The organism is Pseudomonas sp. Ant30-3, assembly GCF_000690905.1.
Classification (GTDB): Bacteria; Pseudomonadota; Gammaproteobacteria; order Pseudomonadales; family Pseudomonadaceae; genus Aquipseudomonas.
This window is the reverse complement of sequence record NZ_JMCL01000039.1, coordinates 58,224-74,843: the sequence shown is the minus strand read 5'-3', so window position 1 is coordinate 74,843 and position 16,620 is coordinate 58,224. Positions and strand designations below refer to the sequence as shown.

At 60.7% G+C, this 16,620-nt stretch carries 13 protein-coding genes; 8 read left to right on the top strand and 5 right to left on the bottom strand.

The window, feature by feature from the left end; all coding sequences use genetic code 11:
- Window positions 1-143 precede the first annotated feature (143 nt).
- From hutH (DU29_RS0111180) to mdoH, 8 genes are all read left to right on the top strand, one after another.
- Entirely contained in the window at window positions 144-1,667 is a 1,524-nt protein-coding gene (gene hutH / locus DU29_RS0111180) for a histidine ammonia-lyase (RefSeq protein ID WP_028621782.1), read from the top strand.
- A 117-nt stretch (window positions 1,668-1,784) separates the two neighbouring features.
- Window positions 1,785-3,317 carry a histidine ammonia-lyase gene (gene hutH, locus DU29_RS0111175; protein WP_028621781.1) on the top strand — a complete coding sequence of 511 codons (1,533 nt, stop codon included), beginning with the start codon at window positions 1,785-1,787 and terminating at the stop codon, window positions 3,315-3,317.
- A 509-nt stretch (window positions 3,318-3,826) separates the two neighbouring features.
- The gene (hutI, locus tag DU29_RS0111170) at window positions 3,827-5,032 is read left to right on the top strand and encodes an imidazolonepropionase (RefSeq protein WP_028621780.1); all 1,206 of its coding nucleotides are present in this window, start codon (window positions 3,827-3,829) and stop codon (window positions 5,030-5,032) included.
- Between the two features lie 10 nt (window positions 5,033-5,042).
- Window positions 5,043-5,846 carry an N-formylglutamate deformylase gene (hutG, locus tag DU29_RS0111165; RefSeq protein ID WP_028621779.1) on the top strand — a complete coding sequence of 268 codons (804 nt, stop codon included), beginning with the start codon at window positions 5,043-5,045 and terminating at the stop codon, window positions 5,844-5,846.
- A gap of 213 nt (window positions 5,847-6,059) precedes the next feature.
- Window positions 6,060-7,031 (top strand): prolyl aminopeptidase, encoded by a 972-nt coding sequence (gene pip / locus DU29_RS0111160; protein ID WP_028621778.1) that lies wholly within the window; start codon window positions 6,060-6,062, stop codon window positions 7,029-7,031.
- Window positions 7,028-7,465 (top strand): D-aminoacyl-tRNA deacylase, encoded by a 438-nt coding sequence (gene dtd / locus DU29_RS0111155; protein WP_028621777.1) that lies wholly within the window; start codon window positions 7,028-7,030, stop codon window positions 7,463-7,465. The genes pip and dtd overlap by 4 nt, the downstream gene beginning before the upstream one ends.
- 321 nt (window positions 7,466-7,786) lie before the next feature.
- Window positions 7,787-9,598, top strand: coding sequence for a glucan biosynthesis protein G (locus DU29_RS0111150; RefSeq protein ID WP_028621776.1), 1,812 nt, complete (start codon window positions 7,787-7,789; stop codon window positions 9,596-9,598).
- A complete protein-coding gene (mdoH, locus tag DU29_RS0111145; protein WP_028621775.1) occupies window positions 9,591-12,161 on the top strand; it encodes a glucans biosynthesis glucosyltransferase MdoH in 2,571 nt (856 codons plus the stop codon). The genes DU29_RS0111150 and mdoH overlap by 8 nt, the downstream gene beginning before the upstream one ends.
- Before the next feature lie 59 nt (window positions 12,162-12,220).
- Here the strand turns inward: mdoH and DU29_RS0111140 are convergent, their stop codons facing one another.
- The 5 genes from DU29_RS0111140 to DU29_RS0111120 form a co-directional block, all read right to left on the bottom strand.
- Window positions 12,221-14,137: a methyl-accepting chemotaxis protein gene (locus tag DU29_RS0111140; protein WP_028621774.1), complete on the bottom strand. Its 1,917-nt coding sequence runs from the start codon at window positions 14,135-14,137 to the stop codon at window positions 12,221-12,223.
- 240 nt (window positions 14,138-14,377) lie between these two features.
- On the bottom strand, window positions 14,378-15,085 hold the full coding sequence (locus tag DU29_RS0111135) for a 16S rRNA (uracil(1498)-N(3))-methyltransferase (RefSeq protein WP_028621773.1): 708 nt from the start codon (window positions 15,083-15,085) through the stop codon (window positions 14,378-14,380).
- Window positions 15,082-15,876 carry a twin-arginine translocase subunit TatC gene (gene tatC / locus DU29_RS0111130; RefSeq protein WP_028621772.1) on the bottom strand — a complete coding sequence of 265 codons (795 nt, stop codon included), beginning with the start codon at window positions 15,874-15,876 and terminating at the stop codon, window positions 15,082-15,084. Before tatC ends, DU29_RS0111135 begins: the two co-directional genes overlap by 4 nt.
- The gene (gene tatB, locus DU29_RS0111125) at window positions 15,873-16,307 is read right to left on the bottom strand and encodes a Sec-independent protein translocase protein TatB (protein WP_028621771.1); all 435 of its coding nucleotides are present in this window, start codon (window positions 16,305-16,307) and stop codon (window positions 15,873-15,875) included. Before tatB ends, tatC begins: the two co-directional genes overlap by 4 nt.
- Before the next feature lie 10 nt (window positions 16,308-16,317).
- Window positions 16,318-16,605 carry a twin-arginine translocase TatA/TatE family subunit gene (locus DU29_RS0111120; protein WP_028621770.1) on the bottom strand — a complete coding sequence of 96 codons (288 nt, stop codon included), beginning with the start codon at window positions 16,603-16,605 and terminating at the stop codon, window positions 16,318-16,320.
- Window positions 16,606-16,620: the final 15 nt, after the last annotated feature.

Here is a 16,620-nt window from a genome sequence, read left to right as displayed (position 1 = left end):
CGAGGGAGCTTGCTCCCGTTCGACCGGGCTGGCGCTCCAGCGCGAAGCGGTCGCAAGATTTTTGGGGCTGCTTCGCAGCCCAGCGGGAGCAAGCTCCCTCGCCACAGGTGTCATACGACCATGAATTTTGTATGAGGCTCCAGATGTCCCAGGCTGAAAAAATCGTAATCGCCAACGTTCCCTCGCGTTGGCAGGATGTGGTCGCCGTAGCCCGTGCCGGCGCGCAGCTCGAGCTGTCCGCAGACGCCTGGGCGCGCATTGAAAATGCCCAGGCGATCGTCCAGCGCATCGTCGCCAGCGGCGAGCGCGCCTATGGCGTCAATACCGGTCTGGGCGCGCTGTGCAACGTCTCGCTGAAGGACGAACAACTCAGCCAACTGTCGCGCAACACCTTGCTCAGCCACGCCTGTGGCGTTGGCGCGCCACTGGCAGACGAACAAACCCGCGCGATCATGTGCGCGGCCATCATCAACTTCAGCCAGGGCAAATCCGGCCTGCATCGCCAAGTGGTCGAAGCGCTGTTGGCGCTGCTCAATCGCGGCATTACCCCGCAAGTGCCGTCCCAGGGATCAGTGGGCTACCTGACGCACATGGCCCATATCGGCATCGCGCTGTTGGGTGTCGGCACGGTCAGCTATCGCGGGCAGATTGTTCCAGCGCAACAGGCGTTGGCCGAAGAAGGTTTGCAGCCGGTTCAGCTCGGTGCGAAAGATGGCCTGTGCCTGGTTAACGGCACGCCGTGCATGACCGGGCTGAGCTGCCTGGCGATTGCTGATACGACGCGCCTGCTGCAGTGGGCCGACGTGATCGCTGCGATGAGTTTCGAAGCGCAACGCGGTCAGATCGCTGCCTTCGACGCCGAGATCATCGCGCTCAAGCCGCATCCGGGCATGCAACGGGTCGGCAGCAATCTGCGCTCGTTGCTGAAGGGCAGTGAAGTGATCGCATCGAGCAAAGGCATTCGCACCCAGGATGCCCTGAGCATCCGCTCGATTCCTCAGGTTCACGGTGCTGCCCGCGATCAGCTTGAACACGCGACAAAACAGATCGAAATCGAGCTCAATGGCTGCACCGACAACCCGCTGCTGCTGGGCACGCCGGACGCCTATCGGGTGATGTCCCAGGCCAACCCGCATGGCCAGTCAGTGGCAATGGCGGCCGATCTGCTGGCCATCGCCATGGCCGAAATCGGTTCCATCGCCGAGCGGCGCCTGGACCGTTTGATCAACCCGCATGTCAGCGGACTGCCGGCCTTTCTGGTGGCCAATCCGGGCGTCAACTCGGGAATGATGATCGTGCAATACGTCGCCGCGTCATTGTGTGCGGAGAACCGCCAATTGGCGCAACCGGCGGTGCTCGACAACTTCGTCACCTCGGGCCTGCAGGAAGATCATCTGAGCATGGGCACCAACGCCGCACTGAAGCTGCACCGCGCCTTGGAAAACTGCACGCAGATCCTCGCCATCGAGTATCTGCTGGCGGCCCAGGCCTTCGAATTTCTCAAGGAACAACGTTTCGGCGCTGGTACCGATATCGCGTGGCGACTCTTGCGCGAACAGGTTCCGGCCTATGACCAGGATCGCTGGCTGGCGCCCGATATTGCCGCTGCTGCCAGCGTTCTGAAAAATCCTGAGCGGCTGCACAACGCGCTCCCGGATTTGCACTGATCAATACTCATACCAGCGTGCCAAGGCGCGGATCGTCCAAAAGACGCGAGGCGACGGATAACGGAATGCTCCGGAGCGACTGGTAGTTAATAACAAACTCTCAAAAGGAGCATTTGAATGACTGCGCTTAACCTGATTCCCGGCCAACTGAGCCTTGCCCAGCTGCGTGACATTTATCAGCAGCCGGTGCGGATTACCCTCGACGACAGCGCCTCGGCGCAGATCGAAGCCAGCGTCGCCTGTGTGGAGCAGATCCTCGCCGAAAACCGCACTGCTTACGGCATCAACACCGGTTTCGGCCTGCTCGCCTCGACGCGCATTGCCAGCGAAGACCTGGAAAACCTCCAGCGCTCGCTGGTGTTGTCGCACGCTGCCGGTGTCGGCGAGCCGATCAGCGATGCGCTGGTGCGACTGGTCATGGTGCTCAAGGTCAACAGCCTGAGCCGTGGTTTTTCCGGGATTCGCCGGGTGGTGATCGATGCTCTGATCGCGCTGATCAATGCCGAGGTGTACCCGCACATTCCGCTGAAAGGTTCGGTCGGTGCATCCGGTGACCTCGCGCCGTTGGCGCATATGTCGCTGGTGCTGCTGGGTGAGGGCAAAGCGCGTTACAAGGGTGAATGGCTGGACGCGACCGAAGCACTGCAAGTCGCAGGCCTCAAGCCGCTGACGCTGGCGGCGAAAGAAGGTCTGGCGCTGCTCAACGGCACGCAGGTGTCGACCGCTTATGCGTTGCGCGGCTTGTTCGAAGGTGAAGACCTGTTTGCCGGCGCCGTGGCGCTGGGCGCCCTGACGGTCGAAGCAGTGCTGGGCTCGCGCTCGCCGTTCGACGCACGCATTCATGCCGCGCGTGGCCAGAAAGGCCAGATCGACGCCGCTGCCGCCTATCGCGATTTGCTCGGTGAGCGCAGTGAAGTGTCCGACTCGCATCAAAATTGCGACAAGGTCCAGGACCCTTATTCCCTGCGGTGCCAGCCGCAAGTCATGGGCGCGTGCCTGACCCAGTTTCGTCAGGCGGCCGAAGTGCTCGCTGTCGAAGCCAATGCGGTGTCCGACAACCCGTTGGTGTTCGCCGCTGAAGGTGACGTGATCTCAGGCGGTAACTTCCACGCCGAGCCGGTGGCCATGGCAGCGGACAACATGGCGCTGGCGATCGCGGAGATCGCCTCGCTGAGCGAGCGTCGTATCTCCCTGATGATGGACAAGCACATGTCGCAACTGCCGCCATTTCTGGTGGCCAATGGCGGCGTCAATTCCGGGTTCATGATCGCTCAGGTAACTGCGGCGGCGCTGGCCAGCGAGAACAAGGCTTTGTCCCATCCGCATTCGGTGGACAGCCTGCCGACTTCGGCGAATCAGGAAGACCACGTGTCGATGGCCCCGGCTGCCGGCAAGCGCTTGTGGGAAATGGCCGAAAACACTCGCGGCGTGCTGGCGGTGGAATGGTTGGCGGCGTGTCAGGGGCTGGATCTGCGTAAGGGTTTGAAGACCTCGGCGAAGCTGGAAAAAGCCCGCGCGATCCTGCGCGCTGAAGTGCCGTTTTATGAGAAGGACCGGTTTTTTGCGCCGGACATCAATGCGGCGACCGAGCTGTTGGCGACGCGTTGTTTGAATGAACTGGTGTTGGTGAAGTTGTTGCCGAGCCTGTAAGGGCCCCATCGCGGGCAAGCCCGGCTCCCACAGGGATTGTGTGAACGCTGCAGATCCAGTGTGGGGCTGAGGCCATCGCGAGCAGGCTCGCTCCCACAGGGATTGTGTGAACGCTGCAGATCCAGTGTGGGGCTGAGGCCATCGCGGGCAAGCCCGGCTCCCACAGGGATTGTGTGGACACTACAAAACCAGTGTGGGGCTGAGGCCATCGCGAGCAGGCTCGCTCCCACAGGGATTGTGTGAACGCCGCAGATCTGGTGTGGGGCTGAGGCCATCGCGAGCAGGCTCGCTCCCACAGGGATTGTGTGAACGCTGCAGATCCGGTGTGGGGCTGAGGCCATCGCGAGCAGGCTCGCTCCCACAGGGATTGTGTGAACGCTGCAGATCCGGTGTGGAGCTGACGCCATCGCGAGCAGGCTCGCTCCCACAGGGATTGTGTGAACGCTGCAGATCCAATGTGGGAGCGAGCCTGCTCGCGAATCGATTTTGAACAAGACGAGGAACCCGGGATGAAAACCCTCTGGCACAACTGCCACGTCGCGACCATGGCGCAAGGCGTCTACTCGATCATCGAGGACGCAGCCATCGTGACGTCCGGTGCGCACATCGAGTGGCTCGGCCCCCAGGCTGAACTGCCGCCGGGAGACTATTCGGCCACCACCGATTTGCACGGAGCCTGGGTCACCCCAGGCCTGATCGACTGCCACACCCACACGGTGTTTGGCGGTAACCGTAGCGGCGAATTCGAGCAGCGTCTGCAAGGCGTCAGTTATGCCGAAATCGCGGCGGCCGGCGGCGGTATCGCCAGCACCGTACGCGCCACCCGTGCCGCATCGGAAGACGGGCTGTTCGCCAGTGCCGCCAAGCGTCTGAAAAGCCTGATGCGCGACGGCGTGACCACCGTCGAAATGAAATCCGGTTATGGCCTCGACCTGGCCAGCGAGCGGAAAATCCTGCGGGTCATTCGTCGTCTCGGCGCGGAACTGCCAGTCAGCGTGCGTAGCACCTGCCTCGCGGCGCACGCCATGCCGCCGGAATACGCGGACCGCGCCGACGACTACATCGAGCACATTTGCACACAGATGCTGCCAGCGCTGGCGGCCGAAGGTCTGGTGGATGCGGTCGATGCGTTTTGCGAGTACCTGGCGTTTTCGCCCGCGCAGGTCGAGCGCGTGTTCATCGCCGCGAAACAACTGGGCCTGCCGGTGAAGCTGCACGCCGAGCAATTGTCGTCGCTGAACGGCTCAAGCCTGGCCGCGCGTTATCACGCCTTGTCCGCCGATCATCTGGAATTCATGACCGAAGACGACGCCATCGCCATGGCCGCCTCCGGCACGGTCGCTGTGCTACTACCCGGTGCGTTCTACTTCCTGCGTGAAACACAGTTGCCGCCAATGGACGCGTTGCGCAAACACGGCGTGAGAATCGCCATCGCCAGCGACCTCAATCCCGGCACCTCACCCGGACTGTCACTGCGCCTGATGCTGAACATGGCTTGCACTTGCTTCCGCATGACCCCGGAAGAAGCGCTGGCGGGCGCGACGATTCATGCCGCTACCGCGCTGGGCATGGCCGACACCCATGGTTCGCTGGAAGTGGGCAAGGTCGCGGATTTCGTCGCCTGGCAAATCGATCGTCCCGCCGACCTGTCGTACTGGCTGGGCGGCGATCTGGAAAAACGCGTCGTGCGCCACGGCGTCGAAACGAATCTGTAGGAGAGCAGTTGTGGACAAGGTTCTGAATTTCAAACAAGGCCGTGTGCCGCTTTTGATCAGCATGCCTCACGCCGGTCTGCGCCTGACGCCGGCCGTCGAGGCCGGGCTGATCGGTGACGCGAAAAGCCTGCCGGACACCGACTGGCACATCCCCACGCTGTATGAATTCGCCGACGCGCTGGGTGCCAGTACGCTGGCGGCTGAGTATTCGCGATTCGTCATCGACCTGAATCGTCCGTCTGACGACAAACCTTTATATGCCGGCGCCACCACCGGTTTATTCCCGGCGACGCTGTTCGACGGCATTCCGTTGTTTCGCGAGGGCATGCAACCTTCGGCAGCGGAGCGGGCGAGTTATCTGGAGAAGATCTGGACGCCGTATCACAGCGCGCTGCGCGATGAACTGGCACGACTGAAAGCCGAGTTCGGTTACGCCCTACTGTTCGATGCGCATTCGATCCGCTCGATCATCCCGCATCTGTTCGACGGCAAACTGCCGGACTTCAACCTTGGCACCTTCAACGGCGCCAGTTGCGATCCGCAGTTGGCCACGCAGCTGGAAGCGATTTGCGCACAACATGCCCAGTACAGCCATGTGCTCAACGGTCGCTTCAAGGGCGGTCACATCACCCGGCATTACGGCAACCCGGCCGACAACATTCATGCGGTGCAGCTGGAATTGTGTCAGAGCACCTACATGGAAGAGTTCGAACCGTTCCGGTATCGGCCGGATCTGGCCGCGCCGACTCAAGTTGTTCTCAAGAAACTGCTGCAAGGCCTCCTGGCCTGGGGTGAAAACCACTACAAGCGCTAGCCTGGCGCAAAACCCTGTAGGAGCGAGCCTGCTCGCGAAAAATCCGCAAACGCCGCAATGCGTCAGATTCAACGCATTATCGTTGACGACCATCGCGAGCAGGCTCGCTCCTACAGGGATCGTGCTCATTCACGTAAATCGGGTTTATGATGCCGAACGGCAGAATAATAGAAGTCCCCCCAGGGATGACCTCGACCCCTTACGGAGCGCGCAATGCAGACTTTGTACCCGCAGATCAAACCCTACGCCCGGCATGATCTGGCTGTCGATGAAACCCACACCCTGTACGTTGACGAAAGCGGTTCGCCGGAAGGATTGCCGGTGGTGTTCATCCACGGCGGGCCCGGTGCCGGATGTGATGCGCAGAGTCGCTGTTATTTTGATCCCAATCTTTATCGCATTGTTACCTTCGACCAGCGCGGTTGCGGTCGCTCGACGCCCCATGCCAGCCTGGAAAACAACACCACCTGGGACCTGGTCGCCGACCTTGAGCGCATCCGTCAACACCTGGGCATCGACAAATGGGTGCTGTTCGGCGGTTCGTGGGGCTCGACCCTCGCGCTGGCCTACGCGCAAACACATCCAGAGCGGGTACACGGTCTGATTCTTCGCGGGATATTTCTCTGCCGTCCGCAGGAAATCGAGTGGTTCTACCAGGCGGGCGCCAGTCGTCTGTTCCCGGATTACTGGCAGGACTACATCGCGCCGATTCCGCTGGATGAGCGCGACGACTTGCTCGCGGCGTTCCACAATCGATTGATCGGCAACGATCAGATCGCGCAAATGCACGCGGCGAAGGCCTGGTCCATGTGGGAAGGCCGCACGGCAACCCTTCGCCCGAACCCGTTGGTGGTCGACCGCTTCTCCGAGCCGCAGCGCGCGTTGTCCATCGCTCGCATCGAATGTCACTACTTCAGCAACAACGCCTTCCTCGAACCCAACCAGCTGATTCGCGACATGGGCAAGATCGCCCATCTGCCAGGCGTGATCGTGCATGGCCGCTACGACGTGATCTGCCCGCTCGATAACGCCTGGGAGCTGCATCAGAACTGGCCGAACAGCGAACTGCAGGTAATCCGCGACGCTGGCCACGCGGCCTCGGAGCCGGGCATTACCGACGCATTGGTGCGTGCGGCCAGTCAGATGGCGCGGCGCCTGCTCGACCTGGCTCCCGACGAAGCATGAAGGGGCTCCTGCAACGGGTGAGTGCCGCGCGGGTCGAGGTCGCGGGCGAGGTGGTCGGTGCCGTCGATCAGGGCCTGCTGGTATTGGTCGCGGTCGAACCCGCAGACACGCCGGCCAGCGCCGACAAACTTTTGCATAAGCTGCTTAACTATCGTGTGTTCAGTGACGCCGAGGGCAAGATGAATCTGTCCTTGGCGGATGTCGGCGGTGGGTTGCTGCTGGTCTCTCAGTTCACCTTGGCCGCCGACACCAAAAGCGGGCTGCGACCGGGTTTCTCCACGGCTGCCCCTCCGGCCTTGGGGGAGGAGTTGTTCGACTATCTATTAGGCAAAGCGAAACAGGTGCATGGCACTGTGGCATCAGGTAGATTCGGCGCGGATATGCAGGTGCATCTGGTCAACGACGGCCCGGTCACCTTCCTGTTGCAGACCTGAAAGCGCTTGAAACAACTTTTTAAGCGCTTTTCGCCTGAAAACAGGGTTTTTTCGCGAAAAATACTTGCTGGCGCCTGATGCGTTGTAACGCAGCCTGCTAGATAATCGCGCGCTACGGGGATCGGCGTTCGTTGGTCCGTTTTTGACTTAGGTAGAGACTTGTCCTGAGCCTGTTGGGGAATCATTTTGCCCCATGGGAGTCGGAACAATGCTCGCCAACTTGGCAAGAGTCGCTGGCAAGGTCGGTTTTTTGAACCGCACACCGAGCTGGCACTTTAACTGGCCGTTGGTTTTTTGATCTGTTTTCGGCGAGGGTTGCTCGTGATTGTTAGTCCCTGTAATGCACCAAAATTGACTGCCAAACGGTTTCGAAGCGCTCTGGTAGCGGGCTCTGCTCTGCTCTGCCTGCTCAGCGCCGGCCAGCTTTGGGCATTCAATCTGGAGGATGTGTCGGTCAAGGCAAAAGAGCTGGCCGGGCAGAAGTACGAAGCCCCGCGCAGTAATCTGCCAAACGAATTCCGCGAAATGAAATTCGCGGACTATCAGAAAATTCGTTTCCGCACCGAAAAAGCTGAATGGGCCGATCAGAAAACCCCGTTCAAGCTGTCGTTCTATCACCAGGGTATGCATTTCGATACGCCGGTGAAAATCAACGAAATCACCGCAAACAGCGTCCAGGAAATCAAATACGACCCTACTCGTTTCGATTTCGGCGATGTGCAATTCGATCCGAAAGCCACTGAGCAACTGGGTTACGCCGGTTTCCGTGTGCTTTACCCGATCAACAAGGCCGACAAGCAAGACGAAATCATGACCATGCTTGGCGCGAGTTATTTCCGCGTTGTTGGCAAGGGGCACACCTACGGTCTGTCCGCTCGCGGTATGGCCATCGATACCGCTTTGCCGTCCGGCGAAGAATTCCCGCGTTTCACCGAGTTCTGGATTCAACAGCCGAAGCCGGGCGACAAGCACCTGGTGATTTTCGCGCTGCTGGATTCGCCTCGCGCTACCGGTGCTTATCGCCTGACCCTGCGTCCTGGCAGCGACACCGTGGTCGACGTCAAGGCGCGGATGTTCCTGCGTGACAAGGTCACCAAGCTTGGCGTCGCGCCGCTGACCAGCATGTTCCTGTTCGGCGCCAATCAGCCGTCCAAGGTGCTCAACTATCGTCGAGAGCTGCACGACTCCAGCGGTCTGTCGATTCATGCCGGCAACGGCGAGTGGATCTGGCGTCCGCTGAATAACCCTAAACATCTCTCTGTGAGCAACTTCTCCATCGAGAACCCGCGTGGTTTCGGTCTGCTTCAGCGTGGCCGTGACTTCAGCCACTACGAAGACCTCGATGATCGCTATGACAAGCGCCCGAGTGCGTGGATCGAACCGAAAGGCGATTGGGGCAAGGGCTCTGTAGACCTGGTGGAAATTCCGACCGCCGACGAAACCAACGACAACATCGTTGCTTTCTGGAGCCCGGAAAAACTGCCTGAGCCAGGCCAGCCGCTCGACGTTGCCTACCGCATGCACTGGACCATCGACGAAGCTGCGCTGCACGCTCCGGACAGCGCCTGGGTGAAACAGACTCTGCGCTCCACCGGTGACGTCAAACAGTCCAACCTGATCCGTCAGCCGGATGGCAGCGTTGCTTATCTGGTCGACTTTGAAGGCCCGTCGCTGTTGGCATTGCCGGCAGACACCGACGTTCGCAGTCAGGTCAGCGTTGGCGATAACGCCGAACTGGTCGAGAACAGTGTTCGTTACAACCCGGACACCAAAGGCTGGCGCCTGACCCTGCGCATGAAGATCAAGGACCCGAGCAAGGCCACCGAGATGCGTGCTGCACTGGTCAAGAACATTGTCACGGCCGATCTGGCCAAGACGCTGCCGACCTCCAATTCCTCCGTTGCCAAGGCCGACAAGGTTGCTGCCAAGCAGCAGGAGAAAGAGGACAAGGAAGCCAAGCTCGCCGAAGCCAAACAGGCTGAAGTCAAGCCAGTCGCCGCTACCAAGGAACAGGACAACAAAGACGCCAAGCAGCCAGTCGCTGCCGAAGCGGCCCCAGCCACACCGGAATCGGCACCGACTGAAGAAGTCCTGACCGAGACCTGGAGCTACCAGTTGCCTGCCGATGAGTAATTCTCAAGTACAGCCAGAGACTCTTGCCGAGTATCTGGCGCATCTACCGATGACCGACGAGCAGCGCGCGGAACTCGCGGGCTGCCAGTCATTCAGTGAACTGCACCAGCGTCTGTCGTCCTCGACGTTTGACGCTCCGGTTGAGGCTGCTCAAGCTTCGGTCGGCAAACGTTTGACCTTGAATACCGCCGAAGAACTCGAAGAAGCGGAAATGCTGGCGATGGATGCCAGCGGTCGCGTGGTTCTCAAGGCCACGCCGCCGATCCGTCGGACCAAAGTCGTGCCGGAGCCGTGGCGCACCAATATCCTGGTGCGCGGCTGGCGTCGGCTGACCGGCCGTACCAATCCGCCGCCGCTGCCAAAGGATGAGAACGTGTTGCCGGCCGCCCGCTGGCGCACGGTTGGCTCCATCCGTCGCTATATTCTGCTGGTCCTGATGCTGGGGCAGACTATCGTCGCGGGCTGGTACATGAAAGGCATCATGCCGTATCAGGGCTGGTCGTTCGTCAGTCTCGACGAGATCATGCACCAGCCGTTCCTGCAGACCGTTACCCAAGTGCTGCCGTATGCGCTGCAAACCAGCATCCTGATCCTGTTCGGGATTTTGTTTTGCTGGGTGTCGGCCGGATTCTGGACGGCATTGATGGGCTTCCTCGAGTTGCTCACCGGTCATGACAAATACCGTATTTCCGGTAAAAGTGCCGGCAACGAGCCGATTCCCAAGGACGCGCGCACCGCACTGGTAATGCCGATCTGCAACGAAGACGTGCCTCGGGTGTTCGCCGGCTTGCGGGCGACGTTCGAGTCAGTCGCGGCCACGGGCAACCTGGACCGCTTCGACTTTTTTGTCCTCAGCGACAGTAACGATGCCGACATTTGCGTTGCCGAGCAGCAGGCGTGGCTGGATGTCTGCCGTGAGGCCAAAGGCTTCGGCAAGATCTTCTATCGTCGTCGTCGTCGTCGCGTCAAACGCAAAAGCGGTAACCTCGACGACTTCTGCCGTCGCTGGGGCGGCGACTACAAGTACATGGTCGTGCTCGACGCCGACTCGGTGATGAGCGGCGATTGCCTGTCCAGTCTGGTGCGCTTGATGGAAGCCACGCCGGACGCCGGGATCATCCAGACGGCGCCGCGTGCGTCGGGCATGGACACCTTGTACGCACGCATGCAGCAATTCGCGACGCGCGTATACGGCCCGCTGTTCACTGCCGGTCTGCACTTCTGGCAGCTGGGCGAATCGCACTATTGGGGCCATAACGCGATCATCCGCATGAAGCCGTTTATCGAGCACTGCGCTTTGGCGCCGTTGCCGGGTAAAGGTGCGTTCGCCGGTGCAATTCTGTCCCACGACTTCGTCGAAGCTGCGCTGATGCGCCGTGCCGGTTGGGGCGTGTGGATCGCTTATGACTTGCCGGGCAGCTATGAAGAACTGCCGCCAAACCTGCTGGACGAACTCAAGCGTGACCGTCGCTGGTGCCACGGCAACCTGATGAACTTCCGCCTGTTCCTGGTCAAAGGCATGCACCCTGTGCACCGTGCGGTGTTTTTGACCGGCGTGATGTCTTACCTGTCGGCACCGTTGTGGTTCTTCTTTCTCGTGTTGTCGACGGCATTGCTCGCGGTCAACACGCTGATGGAGCCGCAATACTTCCTGGAGCCGCGTCAGCTTTATCCGCTGTGGCCACAATGGCATCCAGACAAGGCGATCGCGCTGTTCTCGACGACCATCGTGCTGCTGTTCCTGCCGAAATTGCTGAGCATCATCCTGATCTGGGCCAAGGGCGCGAAAGAGTTCGGCGGCAAGTTCAAGGTGACGCTGTCGATGCTGCTGGAGATGCTGTTCTCCATGCTGCTGGCGCCGGTGCGGATGATTTTCCACACCCGTTTCGTGCTCGCCGCGTTCCTCGGCTGGGCCGCGACCTGGAACTCGCCACAGCGTGACGACGACTCGACGCCGTGGAGCGAAGCGGTTAAACGCCACGGTCCGCAAACGCTGCTGGGTTTCTTCTGGGCGCTGCTGGTGATTTGGCTGAACCCGAGCTTCCTGTGGTGGCTGGTGCCGATCGTCGGTTCGCTGATGTTGTCGATTCCGGTGTCGGTGATCTCCAGCCGCGTGGGCTTGGGCCTCAAGTCCCGTGACGAGAGTCTTTTCCTCATCCCTGAGGAATACAATCCGCCCCAGGCACTGATCGACACTGACAAGTACACGCACGAAAACCGCTATCACGCGTTGAAAGACGGCTTTGTCCGCTCGGTCGTCGATCCTCAGCAGAACGCTCTGGCGTGCTCGCTGGCGACGTCCCGTCACCGTGAAGCCGAGCCGATCGAATGGCTGCGGATAGAACGGGTTCGTCATGCGCTGAAAGTCGGCCCAGAAGGGCTGACCAACAACGAGCGCGTGCAGTTGTTGAGCGATCCAGTGGCGTTGGGTCGCCTGCATGAGCAGATCTGGAACGAAGGTCATCCGGAGTGGCTGGAAACCTGGCGTAAATCGGTGACCGCCGATCCCCATGCGCCGCTGCTGCCACTCAGACCTATAAGTGCTCAGCCTCAGTTGGCATGAAGAAAATGAAAAACCCCGCGAAAGCGGGGTTTTTTTTGGCTGATTATCTTTGAATCACTTCAAACCTTGAACCTGCCCACCAGCGTCTGCAAATGCGTACCCAACCGCGCCAACTCAATGCTGGAAGCCGCCGTCTCTTCGCTGGCGGCCGAGGTCTGCTCGGACACATCACGCACATTCAGCACGCTACGGTTTATCTCCTCAGCTACTGCGGTCTGCTGTTCAGCAGCGGCGGCAATCTGCTGGTTCATCGACTGAATCGCCGATACCGTGCGCGTGATGTTTTCCAGTGAGCCGCCGGCCCGACGGGTCAGCTCGACGCTGCTGTCGGTCAGGGTGCGGCTGTTGTCCATGATGGTCGCCACTTGCTGGGTGCCGGTTTGCAGGCCGATGATGAGTTCTTCGATTTCCTCCGTGGATTTCTGTGTGCGCTGGGCGAGGCTGCGGACTTCGTCGGCGACCACCGCAAAACCGCGTCCAGCCTCACCGGCGCGCGCTGCTTCAATCGCCGCGTTGAGCGCCAGCAGGTTAGTCTGCTGGGCCACGGATTTGATCACGTCGAGGACGCTGCCAATCTTGTCGCTCTCGCGCTTGAGATGCCCCATGGCTTCGGTGGAGTTGCCGACTTCGAGCGCCAGACGCTCGATTTGCGCGATGGCTTCACCCACCACTTTGTCACCCTCGCGGGCTTGCTGATCTGCAGCGGCAGCCGCTTCGGACGCTTCTTCGGCGTTGCGCGCGACTTCCTGCACGGTGGCGGTCATTTCGTTCATGGCAGTCGCCACCTGATCGGTCTCGATCTTCTGGCTATTGACCCCTGCGCTGGTCTGCTCGGTCACGGCTGACAATTCTTCGGCAGCGCTGGCGATCTGAGTGACGCCCTCACCGATCCCGCTGATCAGTACGCGCAGGCCTTCCGTCATGCTCTGGATCGCGCGTTGCAACTGGCCGAGTTCGTCACGGCGTTGCGACGCCAGGTTGTGCGTCAAATCGCCGGCCGCGATGCGCTCGGCCACCTTAAGCGTTTCGTTCAGTGGCGTGACGATCTGGCGAGTGATGAACCATGCCGCGAAAAGGCTGATAACCAGCGCCAGGCCGGTGGCCCACATCAGCATGTTCTTGGCATGGGCCGCGTCGGTATCACGCACGACGGTCTGTGAAACCGTGAGTTTCGTGCTGGCATCAATCAGGACATCGCCTTGCGCGCTCATACTTTTGAGGGCGGCGGCATTGGCGGTTTGGGAGTCGCGGAACTGGCTGACGGCGGCGCGATAAGTCTTCAACGATTCGCCGGACTGTTGCAGGTTGGCGGCGAATTCCTCCGGAAGACTGGTCGTCAGGCTGCTGAGGGTTTTCAGCGCAGCGTCGATAGCGTCGAGGGCCGGTTGTTCAGCGTCGGCCCGGCCGCTATAGGTGTAGCCACGGACCTGGTAGCGCGCTTGCTGCAGTTGTTTGCTCAGGTCGACCACGCTGTTGAACTGCGCAATGTTGTCGCCTTGCAGCATGGATTTCTCGATCTCCGCGATCTTCGCCACGGCATTATCGGCAGCAGCGCCGAGCTTGCTGCGGGCGTCTTCACGCTGCGCGCTGGCCTGTGTCATCGCGCCGAACGCACGCTTGTATTCGCTTACGGCGGCCAGTTGCTGGTCAATCAAAGCGATGTCTGACGGTTGTTCGATCAGGGTGCGGGCAGTATTCAGTCCGCTGTCGAGTTTACCCAGTAGCTGATTGACCTCCTCAGGGCCCTGTTCGCCACGGCGCATTTCGTAAGCCTGGCGGGCGATGCGCAGCTCTTTGCTGAGGTCGTTGAGGCTGGAGATGAAGCCCAGCTTGTCACCGCGGCTCATCACCTCGCCTAAACCGGTCCAGCCGGTGAAGGTGATCAATAACGTCAACAGCAGCACCAGACCGAAGCCGATCCCCAGTTTGCGATTAACGCTGACGTTTCCCAGTTTCTCGGCTAGCCATCCGTACATTGCTGCAACTCCCACAGACCACAAATTGGTTTTTATGGAAGCTGTATCGGCCCATGGGTGGGATTCTGTAGAAAGTCCCCGGACTTCACGACGGACGTCATCCTTGTAGCAGCCTGCGTCCGGCTGCGCAGCAGCCGTCTAACCCTGATTGCACAATTTCCCTGAACCACTACAGAGGTGGACAAACGACTGCTGCGCGGCCGGACGCAGGCTGCGCCAGCTGCACAGGTACTGAGACGGTCAGAACAGGCGAGCGAGCAACGCGGTGACGGCGGTTTCGACGCGCAGGATGCGCTCGCCCAATTGCACGGGCTGAAGGCCGGATTTGGCCAGCAGGTCGATCTCGTAAGGAATCCAGCCGCCTTCCGGACCGATGGCGAGGGTCACAGGCTCGACCAGCCCGCGCGGGCAGGGCGGATAATTGCCGGGATGGCCGACCAATCCGAGTGTGCCTTCAGCAATCGCTGGCAACCGATCCTCAACGAACGGTTTGAAGCGTTTCTCGATGACGATTTCCGGCAGGACGCTGTCTCGCGCCTGTTCGAGACCCAGTATCAACTGCTCGCGAATAGCCTCGGGCTCGAGGAACGGCGTCTGCCAGAAGCTCTTCTCGACGCGATAGCTGTTCACCAGCACGATGCGCGGCACACCCATGGCCGCGACCGTCTGAAACACCCTACGCAGCATTTTCGGGCGTGGCAGAGCCAGGATCAGCGTCAGTGGCAGCTTGGCGGGCGGTGATTGATCAAGCGTGACGCGCAGTTCGGCTTCATCGGCGGCCAGGCGTAGCACTTCAGCCGAGCCCATCAGGCCGCCGATGCGCCCGACGCGCATGCTGTCCCCGACTTCGCAGCGATGGACTTCCTGCATGTGCGTCAACCGTCGATCCCGCAGGATCACCCGGTCAGCCGCAATGAAATCGGCCTCTTCGAGGAGCAGCAGGTTCACGCTTGAGTCGCAGGAGGCTGATCGTTGGGGTCGTCGACCGGCTGATCGTCAGGATGATCACCGCGTTTGCTGATCAGACTGCTAAACAGGATGCCGATCTCGAACAGCATCCACATCGGCACCGCCAGCAGCGTCTGCGAAAAAATGTCCGGCGGGGTCAGGATCATGCCCACCACGAAGCAACCGATGATCACGTAGGGGCGAATCTTCTTCAGGTAAGCGACGTTGACCACGCCGATCCATACCAGCAAGACCACGGCTACCGGAATTTCAAAGGCCACGCCGAAAGCGAAGAACAGCGTCATGACGAAATCGAGGTAGCTGGCGATGTCAGTCATCATTTCCACGCCGGCCGGGGTGGCGGCGGCGAAGAACTGGAAGATCAACGGGAACACCAAGTAATAGGCGAACGCCATGCCGGTGTAGAACAGCAGAATGCTCGACATCAGCAGCGGCACCGCAATGCGCTTTTCATGCTTGTACAGGCCTGGCGCGATGAAGCCCCAGATCTGATGCAGGATCACCGGGATCGCCAGGAACAGCGAGACCATCATCGTCAGCTTCAACGGCGTGAGGAACGGTGACGACACATCGGTGGCAATCATCGTCGCGCCGGTGGGCAAATACTGGCGCAACGGCGTGGAGACGAAGGTGTAGATCTGCTGGGTGAAGGCGAACAGCCCGGCGAAGATGATGAAGATCGCCGCTACGCAGCGCAGCAGGCGAGTACGCAGCTCGGTAAGGTGCGACACCAGCGGCATGTGCTGGTCGTTTTCAGGAAGGTCGCTCATGGGGCTCGCGGCGGCAAAGGGGTATCGTGAGGCGCCGGGGTGACGGGCGCGGTGGAGGGCGCTGAGGGCGCGGGTTCAACAGCGGTCACCACCGGCGCCGTGACAGGCGCAGCGTCAGGTTTCGGCGCGTGAATGGTCTGCGGGGCCACGGGCTCGACCGGTGGCACCGGCGTGGGCTCCTGCTGAGTCGGCGTGAAAATCTTCCGCGCCTCCTGCTCCAGCGACAGAATGTGTTCGTTGTGCAGTTGCCGACGGATCTCGTCAGCACCGATTTCACGCTCAACTTCCTGTTTGATCGCGTTGAAGCTGCGCTTCAGACGGCCGACCCACAGGCCGGCTGTGCGCGCAGCACCCGGCAGACGCTCAGGGCCCAGCACCAGCAGGGCGATGAGGCCGACGAGCAGCAGTTCAGAGAAGCTGATACCAAACATTAGTCAGTGCTCACACGTCTTTGCGGGTTGGCTCTTCGACTTTCTGCGCCTGCACGTCGATGGTGTGCGGCGGGTTCACCGGCTGGGCGGCCTGTGGATGAACAGGCTGAGCAGGCGGCACCGGTTGCGCCGGGGTCACGGTCGGGTCGGCCGGTTTTTCGTCATCGTTCATGGCTTTGCGGAAGCCCTTGATCGACTCGCCGACGTCAGTGCCGAGATTTTTCAGCTTTTTGGTGCCGAACACCAGCACGACAACTACCAGGATGACGATCCAGTGTTTCCAGTCAAAAATGCCCATGGTGCTGCTCCTCTC